Here is a 14224-nt window from a genome sequence, read left to right on the forward strand (position 1 = left end):
GAATGCGCCTGACTCAATTCCGTAGGAGCAAGGCTTGCCCGCGATGAGGCCCTTCAAAGCGACTAAGATCCCGCCAACGCCTTGGCCAACCGCTTGGCCCGGGCCCCCGCCGCCAGATCGAGCACCGCCTGATCGCGCTTCCACAACGCCGCCCATTGTGGCGGTCCGTCGGCAAAGGCTTCATTGAGTGCTGCCTTGAGCCCATCAAACTGCGCAAACAACCCGCCCAGCAACACATGCCCGGCGCCGCTGTTCGGCGGTTGGCGGCAGACTTCCGCACACCCGGCCAACAGTGCCAGCAACTTCAGCTGGAGGTTTTGCGGCCAGGCGCTGTCCTGACCGACACCGTACAGCCAGGCACTCATGGCGCTGAGCACATAGATGTCTTCCAGGGTGCGGAACGGTTTGACGTACGCGTCCCAGCCATCTCCAGCGAGCAGCTCACACAACGCGTTGTCGAGAAACAGCCGGCAGTGACTGATGTCCGGCATCAGGGCGATAGCCGGCAATTTTTCAACCCGTACGCCGGGTTCGCCGGGATACACCACCGCCAGACTCAAACGCGGTGACTCGCCCTGCTCTTCGCTGCGTGCGGCGATCAACAGCCAGTCCGCCGCATCACCCGCGGTCACGAAATCCTTGCGCCCGCTCAAACGCAAATCCTTGAGCCGGGTTTGCAGGTCAGCCGGGTGCAGGCTGCGCTGTTCGGTCGCACACAATGCCCCCAGGCTCGGCGGTGCGCTGGGCCACAACATGCGCAACGCAGCCTGATACCCCACCAGAAAAGCCAACCCCGGCGTTGCCATCATCCGCCCGCCGCGCACCGCCAATTCGAACGGTGTCACCGCGCCCAATACATGCAGCAACGTCGCATACCCCTCTGCCAGATCAGGGTTTTCGGGCTGGCGCTGGTTACAGTTCAACAAGGCTTGCCAAGGCATAAACGGGTCCTCAGGGGCTGTCACACAAGCATCACCAAAGCTTCATGGCGATGACACCGGGGCTACATAGCCTGACTTTGCACAACAAAGTCGATCGACTGCAACCCAAGACGGGTGAGCAGCCCGTACGGAGATTCGCAATGACTCAGATCGCCCGCATCAGCGACACCGGCAATGAACGCCGCCTGCAAGCCGAACGCCTGATCGGCGCCGAGGCGTTGCAGGAAGCCCAGGCCCTGCGCTTCAACGTTTTCAGCGGCGAGTTCAATGCCAAGCTCAAAGGCGCAGAGTTGGGTCTGGACATGGATGACTATGATGTTCACTGCGCCCACATTGGCGTGCGTGATTTGAATAGCGGACGCCTGGTAGCAACGACGCGTTTGCTCGACCATCAGGCCGCCAGCAGCCTGGGGCGTTTTTACAGCGAAGAAGAATTCAGCCTGCACGGCCTGGTCCATCTGCAAGGTCCGATCCTGGAAATCGGTCGCACCTGCGTCGACCCGGCCTACCGTAACGGCGGCACCATCGCCGTGCTCTGGGGCGAGTTGGCCGAAGTGCTGAATCAGGGCGGCTACAGCTACCTGATGGGTTGCGCGAGCATCCCGATGCACGACGGCGGCATTCAGGCCCAAGCGATCATGCAGCGCTTGCGTGAACGCTATCTGTGCACCGAGCACCTGCGTGCCGAACCGAAGAAACCGCTGCCGACCCTCGACATCCCGTCCAACGTGATCGCCGAAATGCCGCCACTGCTCAAGGCCTACATGCGCCTGGGCGCGAAGATCTGCGGCGAGCCGTGCTGGGACGAAGACTTCCAGGTCGCCGACGTGTTCATCCTGCTCAAGCGCGACGAACTGTGCCCGCGTTACGCCAAGCACTTCAAGGCGGCTGTGTAATGCGCCGGCTAAGGGTGTACGCGCGGATCGCGCGAGTGCTGCTGGTGGTCGCGCTGGGCTTGAGCATGGCCAGCGTGTTCGGGCTGTTCGAGCGCATGGGGGTGGCCAACTCGATGCTGCGGCGCCAACGCTGGTCGCGGTTTTTCATGACGCGGCTGAGCAACGCCCTGCCCTTTCGCGTAACGGTCCACGGCGAACTGCCGCAAAAGCCGATGCTCTGGGTCAGCAACCATGTGTCCTGGACCGACATCCCGCTGCTGGGCATGCTTACGCCTTTGTCCTTCCTGTCCAAGGCCGAAGTGCGTACCTGGCCGGTCGCCGGCTGGTTGGCGGCCAAGGCTGGCAGTCTGTTCATTCGTCGGGGTTCAGGTGACAGCCAACTGATCCGCAAACAGATGAGCCGCCACCTGGAGCAAGCCCATCCGTTGCTGATGTTCCCGGAAGGCACCACCACCGATGGCCGTTCGTTGCGCACCTTTCATGGTCGCTTGCTGTCCGCGGCCATCGACGCAGACGTGGCGCTGCAACCGGTGGCCGTTCGTTATCTGCGCGACGGCCAGATCGACCCGCTCGCCCCGTTCATTGGCGATGACGACTTGCTCTCGCACTTGATGCGCCTGTTCGCCAACGATCAGGGTGACGTCGAGATCCATTTGCTCACACCGATTGCCTGCCACGGCCAGGAACGCGCGGCACTGGCCTTTGCGGCGCAGCAAGCGGTGCAGAAGGCGTTGTTTGGGACAATCCCGGAAACACAGCAACGCCCTTTGCGTCCTGCGATCGCGGCCTGACGCAAATCCCCTGTGGGAGCAGCCGGGCGGCTGCTCCCACATTAGATTTGTGCAGTCAGATGGTTATGCGCAAACCGTTGCAACTCTGGATAGAACAACCGGAAATCATCGCTCAACGGTTCATACAACCGCTGCAACTCCTCCATCGCCGCGGCCAGTTCTTCAGGTCGCGACAGGCGCCGTGAAATCCCCCGCAGCACCTGGTCCAGCACCGCAAACTCTCGATAAGAACCAAGCCAGTCATTCGCCTCCATGTGCGGGGCAATCTGCGCCAGTCGCCCAGGCAACTGCGGTTCGGCAGCCAGCACCCGGTACACATCCGAGGTGAACTGTTCCAACGGTCGGTCAGCGTAAAGCGTCCAGTCCCGCGCCAGGCAATGGTCGAAAAACACATCAAGCACGATCCCGGCATACCGCCGTCGCGTCAGCGTAAATCGCGACAACGCCAGGTCGACCAACGGATGGCGGTCGGTAAACACGTCGATGCTGCGATGCAGCTGAATGGCCGCTTCGATCTCCGGATTGAACTGCCCTTGCAGCCGACCTTTGACGAAATCGCCATACAAGCTGCCGAGCAATTGACCGGGACGCTGGCCACCGAGATGAAGATGTGCGAGATAGTTCATGGGCGCAGCTTAGCACTGCCCCCTTGTATTTTTACAATCAACATATCGTTATAACTCGATATACCGATTTAGGCTGACATCAGATCAAAATCATATTTGTATATCGCGAAATACCGATTTAAAGTTCGCCTCATCGCGATATAACGTTTTATCAACCCGAGCACTGCCATGCCCACCATTGACCTCGACGAAATAATAAAAGCCCTGGCGCACCCGGTACGGCGAGAAATCCTGCACTGGCTCAAAGACCCCACCGTCGAATTCCCCGACCAATCCCACAGTAACGAGCACGGCGTCTGTGCCGGGCAGATCGATCAACGTTGCGGTTTGTCGCAGTCCACTGTTTCCGCCCATCTGGCGACCTTGCAACGCGCCGGCCTGATCAGCAGCCGTAAAGTCGGCCAGTGGCATTTTTTCAAACGCAACGAGGAAACCATTCAGGAGTTCCTCCGCACCTTCAGCAAAGAGCTCTGACCCTTTAGCCGATAAGGAATCGACAATGCCCCTCTCGCTACTCATTCTGGCCCTGAGCGCCTTCGCCATCGGCACCACCGAGTTCGTCATCATGGGCTTGCTGCCCGATGTGGCGGCCGACCTTGGTGTGTCGATCCCTGGCGCCGGGTGGCTGGTGACCGGCTACGCCCTGGGCGTGGCCATCGGCGCGCCGTTCATGGCACTGGCCACCGCCAGACTGCCACGCAAGGCTGCACTGGTCGCGTTGATGGGCATTTTCATCATCGGCAACCTGCTCTGCGCCCTGGCCAGTGATTATCAGGTGCTGATGTTCGCCCGCGTCGTCACCGCCCTGTGCCATGGCGCGTTCTTTGGTATCGGCTCAGTGGTGGCGGCAGGTCTGGTGCCTGCCAACAAGCGTGCTTCGGCCGTGGCCCTGATGTTCACCGGCCTGACCCTGGCCAACGTGCTGGGCGTACCGCTGGGCACTGCGTTGGGTCAGGAAGCCGGCTGGCGCTCGACCTTCTGGGCGGTGACCGTGATCGGCGTGATTGCGCTGATCGGCCTGATCCGCTTCCTGCCGGCCAAACGCGACGAAGAAAAACTCGACATGCGCGCCGAACTGCGCGCCCTCAAAGGCGCCGGTATCTGGCTGTCGTTGAGCATGACCGCCCTGTTCGCCGCATCGGTCTTCACCTTGTTCACCTATGTCGCACCGCTGCTGGGTGAAGTCACCGGGGTCTCGCCACGTGGCGTGACCTGGACCCTGGTGCTCATCGGATTGGGCCTGACGGTCGGCAACATCATCGGCGGCAAGCTGGCTGACAAAGGCATGGCGGCGACACTGATTGGCGTGTTCATCAGCATGGCGGTGGTTTCCACCGTGCTGACCTGGACCAGCGTTGCATTGATCCCGACCGAAATCACCCTGTTCCTCTGGGCCACCGCGTGCTTTGCCGCCGTCCCCGCCCTGCAAGTGAATGTAGTGACCTTCGGCAACGCGGCACCGAACCTGGTGTCGACCCTGAACATCGGCGCTTTCAATGTCGGCAATGCACTCGGTGCCTGGGTCGGCGGCAGCGTCATCGCCCACGGTTTCGGCCTGACCAGCGTGCCCCTCGCGGCCGCTGCGCTGGCGATCCTGGCGCTGCTGGTGACCCTGATTACTTTCCGTCAGAGCGGTAATCCCGAACTGGCCCCTGCTACCAACTGATACCTCACGAGGGTTGTATTAAATGACGACTATTTTCGATCCGATCACACTTGGCGACTTGCAACTGGCAAACCGCATCATCATGGCGCCACTGACCCGCTGCCGCGCCGACGAAGGCCGCGTACCGAACGCACTGATGGCTGAATACTACGTGCAGCGCGCGTCCGCCGGCCTGATCCTCAGCGAGGCCACGTCGGTCACGCCGATGGGCGTCGGCTACCCGGACACCCCCGGCATCTGGTCCAACGACCAGGTGCGCGGCTGGAGCAACGTGACCAAAGCGGTGCACGGCGCCGGTGGCAAAATCTTCCTGCAGCTGTGGCATGTGGGCCGGGTTTCCCACCCGTCCTACCTGAACGGCGAAGCACCGGTTGCACCGAGCGCCATCCAGCCAAAAGGTCATGTCAGCCTGGTTCGCCCACTGGCCGACTACCCAACGCCACGCGCACTGGAAACCGCTGAAATCGCCGATATCATCGACGCTTACCGCGTCGGTGCGGAAAACGCCAAGGCTGCCGGTTTCGACGGCGTGGAAATCCACGGCGCCAACGGCTACCTGCTCGACCAATTCCTGCAAAGCAGCACCAACCAGCGCACCGACAATTACGGTGGCTCCCTGGAAAACCGTGCTCGCCTGTTGCTGGAAGTGACCGACGCCGCCATCGAAATCTGGGGTGCAGGTCGCGTCGGTGTGCACCTGGCACCCCGCGCCGACTCCCACGACATGGGTGACGACAACCTGTCCGAGACCTTTACCTACGTCGCTCGCGAACTGGGCAAACGCGGCATCGCGTTCATTTGCTCGCGCGAGAAAGAAGCCGGCGACAGCCTCGGCCCACAATTGAAAGAAGCTTTCGGCGGCCCGTACATTGCCAACGAACGATTCACCAAGGACAGCGCCAACGCCTGGCTCTCGAGCGGCAAGGCCGATGCAGTCGCCTTCGGCGTGCCGTTCATTGCCAACCCGGACCTGCCGGCACGCCTGAAAGCCGATGCACCATTGAACGAACCGCGTCCAGAGCTGTTCTACGGCAAGGGTCCGGTTGGTTATATCGACTATCCAACGTTGTAAGTTCCATTCATAAAAAAGCCCGGGTAGAAGTACCCGGGCTTTATGGGTAGACGTTCAACTAATGAAACAACATCTGCATTGCACCAAAACTTACAGCGGGGTTACTTTGAACCACCAACAAAACCAACAAGTGCCCCAGCATGGACGCACCACCACACAACAACCTCACGTTCACACTGACTCTCAGCAACCTCACAGATTCGATACTCTGGCGGGACGATGTCGTCCTGGATGATACTCCGCCAGCATTCCCCTCCAAAATCATGCCGCTCAGCACTCAACTAATTACTTTGAAAGGCAATCCACAGCTGCCGCAAAGCATCAATATCGACTACAACATTAGAAAAACCATCTTTAGCACTCAGGCCGTTTACACTAATTACCGTCAAACCGTGCATATCAAAACAGCCTTTGAATACACTCATCGAAAACGCCTGAATCATCGGCCACCGAAAGTTGAATTCTTTTGGGAGCACCACGCGCTGTCCGTTGGGGAGGTACCGATCTACAGTCAGTCCTTTCTTGAAGCTAAAAGCGACAGCTTCCCCTACAACTACAATGTGCTCGCTGTCATCATGGAGCGCTGAACCGTGGTCCGATAAGTCCCTGAAACCACTTACTTAATCGAAAGGAATCGACATGAACGACATCAAAGACACCAGCAACAACTACGAAGACCTGTTCTCGTTTTTCAACTACACATCCATTGGAGTGCTTTACAACCTGACGCCGCTTCTATTCAGCGAGGAAAACCAGCAAGCACTGGATGAGTTGATTGGGGTCGCCAAGGTTGAATTGATCAGCCTGTTAGATCAAATTAATTCGGAGCACGCCCAGAACAAAAAAATCGAACAGTGGCGAAATCAAAACAAGCGCTCGAACATCACTCGCGTGATAGTCAAACTCATCAACAACTCCTCTCACACGTTTAAAATTGCACAGACCAGCTTGCCACTGCACACATCAGAGCGTGAGTCATTCCTGCTCCCCGCGTACGGCAATACAGCATTCAAATCCGATTTCGCCTATACATACGCCTATCCTTGGCAAAAAAACAAAATCATGTTCAATCAGTTCGTGGATTTTATCGATCAGAACGTCGGGGTACGTTTTGATCTCGGCATGATAATGAATACGTCCTTCGGCGTTCTGTCGCCAACACACAGGGCAAGGGTAAAAAACACCGTCACCTCCATTGGCTCATCCAAAATCAATTGCTCAACCCAAATCACGAGCATGGGAGAGAATGAGCCTTTCAATTTCGAGGTGGAAATCACGCTGGGCTGAAGCAGCGCCCATTCCGGATTGCTCTCACCTTTTCACATCTACGACACAAAATTCCTACAAAATACGTAGCTTGCTACCTGTCATCGCGAAGCGCGTCCGTATATAAAAGCACCCATTACGACAACGCGGGCGAAGAGTTGACCTTCGCCCGCGTCTATTGACAGAAACGAATCCGATTACGCATCTTGTTTCATTTGCGCAGGCTGGGGCTCAAGCGCAGCATATCCAACCCTGTATCGACCCAACGCTCGGCTTCGGAGTGCAGTTGAAAACTGTCAGGAGCGAGCAGCCACTGATACAGGATGCCATTGATGTAGGCATGCATGCTGATCGCCGCACGGGCAGTGTCGAGGTTTTCCGGCATCTGCCCCCGATTCACCGCATTACGCAGGGCCAGGCCGATGCGCACATTGCAATCGAGGCTGACCTCCCGGCGCTGCTGGCGCAGATCACACATTTCATCAGTGAATTCGCACTTGTGGAACAGAATCTCATTGATGCGTCGGGTCTTCGGGTCCAGGGCAACTTGATGAAACAAATGAATCAGCAGTTTGCGCATGCATCCCAGCGGATCCTCTTCCTCTTCACTTTCGCTCGCCCGGGCCATCTCATCCAGCGGCTCATGCAAGCTGTCGAGCATGGCCTGAACCAGATCGGCCTTATTGCTGAAATGCCAGTAGATGGCCCCGCGCGTAACACCGGCCAGGGTAGCGATGTCCGCCAGTGTCGTGCGCGCCACGCCCCTTTCGTAAAAGGCCTTTTCTGCCGCTTCGAGTATCTGGCTGCGGGTTTCTTGAGCTTCCTCTTTGGTGCGACGGACCATGGCAGTAAAACCTCAATCAGGAATGCTTCAGCGATGTCTGTACACCGTCTGAACAAATGTGGGGGCGAGCGCTCTGAGGTCTCGTCCCCAGCCTACAATTCTCACCTTGCATCGACTTTTGTAACCGGGTGGTTACTGAGTCAGGCTATTTACAAACAACCATGAACGTAAGTATATTCCTTAGCAAGCTACTTATCCACCCGGTACAATTTTTTTACCTTTCCACTTTTCTGGTGCGCCTGTTGCGCGCCTGACCCGAGGATCTTCATGCAATTCAAGCCAGCTGTTACCGCTCTGGTTACTGCCGTCGCCCTGGCATCGCTGCTCAGCGGATGTAAAAAGGAAGAGGCGGCCCCTGCCGCTCCAGCCCCTCAGGTCGGCGTCGTAACCCTTCAACCTCAAGCCTTTACCCTGACATCCGAGCTGCCGGGCCGCACAACGGCCTACCGCATCGCGGAAGTTCGTCCACAGGTCAACGGCATCATTCTCAAGCGCCTGTTTAAAGAAGGCGGCGAAGTGAAGGAAGGCCAGCAGCTTTATCAGATCGACCCTTCGGTCTATGAAGCCACGCTGAATAGTGCGCAAGCCAATCTGCAATCGACCAAGTCGATTTCCGATCGCTACAAACAACTGGTCAGCGAGCAAGCCGTAAGCCGTCAGGAATACGACACCGCCGTGGCCAACCGCCTGCAATCGGAAGCGGCCCTGAAAAGCGCGCAGATCAATGTGCGCTACACCAAGGTTTATGCGCCGATTTCCGGTCGCATCGGCCGCTCTTCGGTTACCGAAGGTGCGCTGGTCAACAATGGTCAGGCAGACGCCATGGCCGTGATCCAGCAACTGGACCCGATCTACGTCGACGTTACCCAGTCCTCGGTCGAGCTGCTGGAACTGCGCCGCGAACTGGAAAGCGGTCGTCTGCAAAAGGCTGGCGAGAATGCCGCCATGGTCAAGCTGACCCTCGAAGACGGCAGCCAGTACAAGCAACAAGGCAAGCTTGAGTTCTCTGAAGTGTCGGTCGACCAGACCACCGGTTCCGTGACCTTGCGCGCCGTGTTCCCGAACCCGGACCACACCCTGCTGCCGGGCATGTTCGTTCATGCACAACTGCAAGCAGGTGTGAACGCGGCGGCGATTCTCGCGCCGCAACAGGGCGTGACCCGTGACCTCAAAGGGGCGCCAACCGCTCTGGTGGTCGGTGCGGACAACAAGGTCGAACTGCGTCAGCTCAAGGCCAGTCGCACCGTTGGCAGCCAATGGCTGGTTGAAGACGGCCTCAAGGCCGGCGATCGCCTGATCACCGAAGGACTGCAATTCGTCAGACCGGGCGTTGAAGTCAAAGTCAGCGAAGCGACTAACATAGCAGCGAAAAACCCGGCCCCTGCGCAGGCATCAAACAAAGTAGCAGGCGGCAAAGCGGAGTAAACCATGTCGAAATTTTTTATCGACCGTCCAATTTTCGCCTGGGTAATTGCCCTGGTGATCATGTTGGTCGGGGCACTATCGATCCTCAAGTTGCCGATCAACCAATACCCGAGCATCGCCCCGCCGGCGATCGCCATTTCCGTCACCTACCCGGGTGCTTCTGCACAAACCGTGCAGGACACCGTGGTACAGGTGATCGAACAGCAGCTCAACGGTATCGATAACCTGCGTTATGTGTCCTCGGAAAGTAACTCCGACGGCAGCATGACCATTACCGCGACCTTCGAGCAGGGCACCAGCTCCGATACCGCACAGGTTCAGGTCCAGAACAAACTGAACCTGGCCACCCCGCTGCTGCCGCAAGAAGTGCAGCAACAGGGTATCCGCGTGACCAAGGCAGTGAAAAACTTCCTGATGGTCATCGGCGTGGTCTCGCGCGACGGCAGCATGACCAAGGACGACCTGTCCAACTACATCGTTTCCAACATGCAGGACCCGATCTCACGGACTGCCGGTGTCGGTGACTTCCAGGTGTTTGGTGCCCAGTACGCCATGCGTATCTGGCTCGACCCGGCCAAGTTGAACAACTTCAACCTGACCCCGGTCGATGTCAAAACCGCCATCGCCGCGCAGAACGTCCAGGTTTCCTCCGGTCAACTCGGCGGCCTGCCCGCCCTGCCCGGCCAACAACTGAACGCGACGATCATCGGCAAGACCCGCTTGCAGACAGCCGAGCAGTTCAAGGAAATCCTGCTCCGGGTCAACAAGGACGGCTCGCAGGTTCGCCTGTCTGATGTCGCCGATGTCGGCCTCGGTGGCGAGAACTACAGCGTCAGCGCCCAGTTCAACGGCAGCCCGGCTTCCGGTCTGGCAGTGAAACTGGCCAACGGCGCCAACGCCCTCGACACCGCTAAAGCGCTACGCAAGACCATCGACAACCTCAAGCCGTTCTTCCCGCAAGGGATGGAAGTGGTGTTCCCGTACGACACCACTCCGGTGGTGACCGAGTCGATCAAGGGTGTGGTTGAAACCCTGGTCGAAGCGATCGTGCTGGTATTCCTGGTGATGTTCCTGTTCCTGCAAAACTTCCGCGCCACAGTCATCACCACCATGACCGTACCGGTGGTTCTGCTGGGTACGTTCGGGATCCTCGCGGCGTTCGGTTTCAGCATCAACACCCTGACCATGTTCGGCATGGTGCTCGCCATCGGCTTGCTGGTGGACGATGCCATCGTCGTGGTGGAAAACGTCGAACGGGTGATGAGCGAAGAAGGACTCTCGCCCAAGGAAGCCACCAAGAAATCCATGGGCCAGATCCAGGGGGCACTGGTCGGTATCGCGTTGGTTCTGTCGGCAGTACTGCTGCCGATGGCGTTCTTCAGCGGTTCGACCGGGGTGATCTACAAGCAGTTCTCGATCACCATCGTTTCGGCCATGGCGTTGTCGGTCCTGGTGGCCTTGATCTTCACCCCGGCGCTTTGCGCCACCATGCTCAAGGCAATTCCGAAAGGCGAGCACGGCGCTCCGAAACGCGGCTTCTTCGGCTGGTTCAACCGTAACTTCGACCGTAGCGTCAAAAGCTACGAGCGCGGTGTCGGCAACATGCTCAAGCACAAGGCGCCGTTCCTGCTGGCCTACATCATCATCGTCGTCGGCATGATCTGGCTGTTCACCCGCATTCCAACGGCGTTCCTGCCGGAAGAAGACCAGGGCGTACTGTTTGCCCAGGTCCAGACCCCGGCCGGCTCCACCTCCCAGCGTACCCAAGTGGTCGTGGACGAGATGCGGGAATTCCTGCTGCGTCCTGGCAAGGACGGCGGTGAAGGCGATGCGGTGAACTCGGTGTTTACCGTGACCGGCTTCAACTTTGCCGGCCGTGGCCAGAGCTCGGGCATGGCGTTCATCATGCTCAAGCCTTGGGGTGAGCGGAACGCCGACAACAGCGTGTTCAAGGTCGCGGCCCGTGCCCAACAGCACTTCTTCACCTTCCGTGACGCCATGGTGTTCGCTTTCGCGCCACCTGCGGTACTGGAACTGGGTAACGCCACCGGTTTCGACGTGTTCCTGCAGGATCGCGCCGGCATCGGTCACGACAAGTTGATGGCTGCCCGCAACCAGTTCCTCGGTATGGCGGCGCAGAGCAAGGTGCTGTCGCAGGTGCGTCCGAACGGCCTGAACGACGAACCGCAATACCAGCTGGAAATCGACGATGAAAAGGCCAGTGCCTTGGGCATCACGATGGCCGACATCAACAGCACGCTGTCAATCGCGCTGGGCAGTAGCTACGTCAACGACTTCATCGACCGTGGTCGAGTGAAAAAGGTTTACGTACAAGGCCAGCCGGGTGCTCGCATGAGCCCTGAAGACCTGAAGAAATGGTACGTACGCAACAGCCACGGCACCATGGTTCCGTTCTCCGCGTTCGCCAAGGGCGAGTGGATCTACGGCTCGCCGAAACTGGCGCGTTACAACGGCGTAGAGGCCGTGGAAATCCTCGGTACTCCGGCGCCTGGCTACAGTACCGGTGAGGCCATGGCCGAAGTCGAAGCCCTGGCCCAGAAACTGCCGGCAGGCGTGGGTATTTCCTGGACTGGTCTGTCGTATGAGGAGCGTCTGTCCGGCTCGCAAGCTCCGGCGCTGTACGCCTTGTCGTTGCTGATGGTCTTCCTCTGTCTGGCAGCGCTGTACGAAAGCTGGTCGATTCCGATTGCGGTAATGCTGGTTGTACCGCTGGGGATCATCGGTGCCCTGCTCGCCACCAGCCTGCGCGGCCTGTCCAACGACGTGTACTTCCAGGTGGGTCTATTGACCACCATCGGTCTGGCGGCGAAAAACGCCATTCTGATTGTCGAATTTGCCAAGGAACTGCATGAACAAGGGCGCAGCCTGACTGACGCAGCCATCGAAGCCTGTCGGATGCGTTTGCGACCGATCATCATGACCTCGCTGGCGTTCGTCCTCGGCGTGGTACCGCTGGCCATTTCCACCGGCGCAGGTTCGGGTAGCCAGCATGCGATCGGTACCGGCGTCATCGGCGGTATGCTGACGGCCACCGTACTGGCGATCTTCTGGGTCCCACTGTTCTTTGTCACCGTGTCGTCGATGGGTCAACGCAAGACTGCGGACCAGGATGTCGACGCTATTGAAACTCCTAAAGAGGCTGGCCAATGAGCAAGTCACTACTCTCTCTAGCCATCGCCGCGTTCGTGCTCGGTGGCTGCTCGCTGATACCGGATTATCAGCAGCCTGCCGCACCGATTGCGGCGCAATACCCAGAAGGTCCGGCGTATTCGCCGGCCCAGGCCGCAAGCCAGGCCGCCGCCGAACAAGGCTGGAAGCAGTTTTTCCGTGACCCGGCGCTGCAACAGCTGATCCAGACCGCTCTGGAGAACAACCGCGACCTGCGTGTCGCGGCGCTGAACATCGACGCCTTTGCGGCCCAATACCGCATCTCGCGCGCCGACCTGTTCCCGGCCGTCTCGGCGACCGGCACCGGCAGCCGTCAGCGGGTTCCGGCGCGGATGTCGCAAACCGGCAAAGAGGGCATCACCAGCTCCTACTCGGCCACCGTGGGCGTCAGCGCCTATGAACTCGACCTGTTCGGTCGCGTTCGCAGCCTGAACGAACAAGCGCTGCAATCGTACTTCGCCACTGAAGAAGCACGCCGTAGCACCCAGATCAGCCTGGTGGCCAGCGTGGCCAACGCCTACCTGACCTGGCAGGCCGACAAGGAACAGCTGAAACTGTCCCAGGACACCCTCGCCACCTTCGAAGAAAGCTACCGGCTTACCGCCCGTAGCAACGAAGTCGGCGTGGCGTCGGCGCTGGACCTGAGCCAGTCGCGTACGGCCGTGGAAACTGCCCGGGTCCAACAGGCGAAATTCACTCGCTTGGTGGCTCAGGATGAAAACAGTCTGGCGCTGCTGTTGGGCACCGGTTTACCGGCCAACCTGGCAGCGGGCAAACCGTTGTCCGATGACCTGCTCAGCGAAGTACCGGCCGGTCTGCCGTCCGACCTGCTGCAACGTCGCCCGGACATCCTTGAAGCCGAACACAAGCTCAAGGCTGCCAACGCCAACATCGGCGCGGCACGGGCAGCGTTCTTCCCGAGCATCAGCCTGACCGCCAATGCCGGCACCCTGAGCCCGGATCTCTCCGGTCTGTTCAAGGGGGGGTCGGGGACCTGGCTGTTCCAGCCACAAATCAACCTGCCGATCTTCAATGCCGGCGCCCTGAGCGCCAGCCTGGATTACTCGAAAATCCAGAAAGACATCACGATCGCGCAGTACGAGAAGTCGATCCAGACCGCCTTCCAGGAAGTCTCCGACGGCCTCGCCGCACGCCTGACCTTCAACGAACAGTTGCAGGCCCAGCGTGATCTGGTGGCCGCCAACCAGAATTACTACCGCCTGGCCGAGCGTCGCTACCGCATCGGTGTCGACAGCAATCTGACCTTCCTCGACGCCCAGCGTCAGTTGTTCAGCGCGCAGCAATCGTTGATCACCGACCGCCTGTCGCAACTGATCAGCGAAGTGAATCTGTACAAGGCACTGGGCGGTGGCTGGAACGCGCAAACCGCGAAGAACGAGCCGGTGAAAGAACAAGCACCGAAGCTGAAAATGTTCTGATAGCAATGTTCTGAAGCAAAAACGAAGCCCACCATTTGGTGGGCTTTTTTTGGGCTGTGTCCCGCGTAG

General features: G+C 59.1%; 13 protein-coding genes. 10 read left to right on the top strand and 3 right to left on the bottom strand.

Annotated features, from left to right (window positions below; genetic code table 11):
• Window positions 1–62: 62 nt before the first annotated feature.
• A complete protein-coding gene (locus HK44_RS28135; protein ID WP_019692225.1) occupies window positions 63–941 on the bottom strand; it encodes an acyl-CoA dehydrogenase family protein in 879 nt (292 codons plus the stop codon).
• 140 nt (window positions 942–1081) lie between these two features.
• Between HK44_RS28135 and olsB the strand changes: the two genes are divergently transcribed.
• Together olsB and HK44_RS28145 are read left to right on the top strand one after the other, a co-directional pair.
• Window positions 1082–1837 (top strand): L-ornithine N(alpha)-acyltransferase, encoded by a 756-nt coding sequence (gene olsB / locus HK44_RS28140; protein ID WP_019692224.1) that lies wholly within the window; start codon window positions 1082–1084, stop codon window positions 1835–1837.
• Window positions 1837–2628 carry a lysophospholipid acyltransferase family protein gene (locus tag HK44_RS28145; protein ID WP_019692223.1) on the top strand — a complete coding sequence of 264 codons (792 nt, stop codon included), beginning with the start codon at window positions 1837–1839 and terminating at the stop codon, window positions 2626–2628. The genes olsB and HK44_RS28145 overlap by 1 nt, the downstream gene beginning before the upstream one ends.
• Window positions 2629–2669: 41 nt before the next feature.
• Here the strand turns inward: HK44_RS28145 and HK44_RS28150 are convergent, their stop codons facing one another.
• Window positions 2670–3254, bottom strand: a complete 585-nt coding sequence (locus HK44_RS28150; protein ID WP_019692222.1) for an ACP phosphodiesterase — start codon at window positions 3252–3254, stop codon at window positions 2670–2672.
• Between the two features lie 168 nt (window positions 3255–3422).
• Here HK44_RS28150 and HK44_RS28155 point away from each other — a divergent pair, with 168 nt between their 5' ends.
• The 5 genes from HK44_RS28155 to HK44_RS28175 all read left to right on the top strand — a co-directional run bounded on the left by HK44_RS28155 (window position 3423) and on the right by HK44_RS28175 (window position 7279).
• Complete coding sequence (locus HK44_RS28155; RefSeq protein WP_019692221.1) at window positions 3423–3728, top strand: ArsR/SmtB family transcription factor; 306 nt, start codon at window positions 3423–3425, stop codon at window positions 3726–3728.
• Between the two features lie 25 nt (window positions 3729–3753).
• Complete coding sequence (locus tag HK44_RS28160) at window positions 3754–4920, top strand: MFS transporter (RefSeq protein WP_019692220.1); 1167 nt, start codon at window positions 3754–3756, stop codon at window positions 4918–4920.
• A gap of 22 nt (window positions 4921–4942) precedes the next feature.
• The gene (locus HK44_RS28165; RefSeq protein ID WP_019692219.1) at window positions 4943–5992 is read left to right on the top strand and encodes an alkene reductase; all 1050 of its coding nucleotides are present in this window, start codon (window positions 4943–4945) and stop codon (window positions 5990–5992) included.
• A gap of 140 nt (window positions 5993–6132) precedes the next feature.
• On the top strand, window positions 6133–6579 hold the full coding sequence (locus HK44_RS28170; protein WP_019692218.1) for a hypothetical protein: 447 nt from the start codon (window positions 6133–6135) through the stop codon (window positions 6577–6579).
• A 52-nt stretch (window positions 6580–6631) separates the two neighbouring features.
• Window positions 6632–7279 carry a hypothetical protein gene (locus HK44_RS28175; RefSeq protein WP_019692217.1) on the top strand — a complete coding sequence of 216 codons (648 nt, stop codon included), beginning with the start codon at window positions 6632–6634 and terminating at the stop codon, window positions 7277–7279.
• Window positions 7280–7469: 190 nt separating this feature from the next.
• Here HK44_RS28175 and emhR read toward each other — a convergent pair whose 3' ends face one another.
• Window positions 7470–8102, bottom strand: coding sequence for an efflux system transcriptional repressor EmhR (emhR, locus tag HK44_RS28180; RefSeq protein ID WP_019692216.1), 633 nt, complete (start codon window positions 8100–8102; stop codon window positions 7470–7472).
• 267 nt (window positions 8103–8369) lie between these two features.
• Between emhR and emhA the strand changes: the two genes are divergently transcribed.
• The 3 genes from emhA to adeC are packed head-to-tail and all read left to right on the top strand — an operon-like array spanning window position 8370 to window position 14155.
• Window positions 8370–9527 (top strand): efflux RND transporter periplasmic adaptor subunit EmhA, encoded by a 1158-nt coding sequence (emhA, locus tag HK44_RS28185; protein ID WP_019692215.1) that lies wholly within the window; start codon window positions 8370–8372, stop codon window positions 9525–9527.
• A gap of 3 nt (window positions 9528–9530) precedes the next feature.
• Window positions 9531–12698, top strand: a complete 3168-nt coding sequence (emhB, locus tag HK44_RS28190) for an efflux RND transporter permease subunit EmhB (protein ID WP_019692214.1) — start codon at window positions 9531–9533, stop codon at window positions 12696–12698.
• A complete protein-coding gene (gene adeC, locus HK44_RS28195) occupies window positions 12695–14155 on the top strand; it encodes an AdeC/AdeK/OprM family multidrug efflux complex outer membrane factor (protein ID WP_019692213.1) in 1461 nt (486 codons plus the stop codon). The genes emhB and adeC overlap by 4 nt, the downstream gene beginning before the upstream one ends.
• Window positions 14156–14224 lie beyond the last annotated feature (69 nt).

Source organism: Pseudomonas fluorescens HK44 (genome assembly GCF_000217955.3).
Lineage (GTDB): Bacteria > Pseudomonadota > Gammaproteobacteria > Pseudomonadales > Pseudomonadaceae > Aquipseudomonas > Aquipseudomonas fluorescens_AQ.

Coding starts and splice junctions, on each gene's coding strand:
- emhA (WP_019692215.1), top strand. CDS start 8,370: ATGCAATTCAAGCCAGCTGTTACCGCTCTGGTTACTGCCGTCGCCCTG.
- olsB (WP_019692224.1), top strand. CDS start 1,082: ATGACTCAGATCGCCCGCATCAGCGACACCGGCAATGAACGCCGCCTG.
- HK44_RS28155 (WP_019692221.1), top strand. CDS start 3,423: ATGCCCACCATTGACCTCGACGAAATAATAAAAGCCCTGGCGCACCCG.
- HK44_RS28175 (WP_019692217.1), top strand. CDS start 6,632: ATGAACGACATCAAAGACACCAGCAACAACTACGAAGACCTGTTCTCG.
- HK44_RS28165 (WP_019692219.1), top strand. CDS start 4,943: ATGACGACTATTTTCGATCCGATCACACTTGGCGACTTGCAACTGGCA.
- HK44_RS28170 (WP_019692218.1), top strand. CDS start 6,133: ATGGACGCACCACCACACAACAACCTCACGTTCACACTGACTCTCAGC.
- HK44_RS28160 (WP_019692220.1), top strand. CDS start 3,754: ATGCCCCTCTCGCTACTCATTCTGGCCCTGAGCGCCTTCGCCATCGGC.
- HK44_RS28135 (WP_019692225.1), bottom strand. CDS start 941: ATGCCTTGGCAAGCCTTGTTGAACTGTAACCAGCGCCAGCCCGAAAAC.
- HK44_RS28150 (WP_019692222.1), bottom strand. CDS start 3,254: ATGAACTATCTCGCACATCTTCATCTCGGTGGCCAGCGTCCCGGTCAA.
- HK44_RS28145 (WP_019692223.1), top strand. CDS start 1,837: ATGCGCCGGCTAAGGGTGTACGCGCGGATCGCGCGAGTGCTGCTGGTG.
- emhR (WP_019692216.1), bottom strand. CDS start 8,102: ATGGTCCGTCGCACCAAAGAGGAAGCTCAAGAAACCCGCAGCCAGATA.
- adeC (WP_019692213.1), top strand. CDS start 12,695: ATGAGCAAGTCACTACTCTCTCTAGCCATCGCCGCGTTCGTGCTCGGT.
- emhB (WP_019692214.1), top strand. CDS start 9,531: ATGTCGAAATTTTTTATCGACCGTCCAATTTTCGCCTGGGTAATTGCC.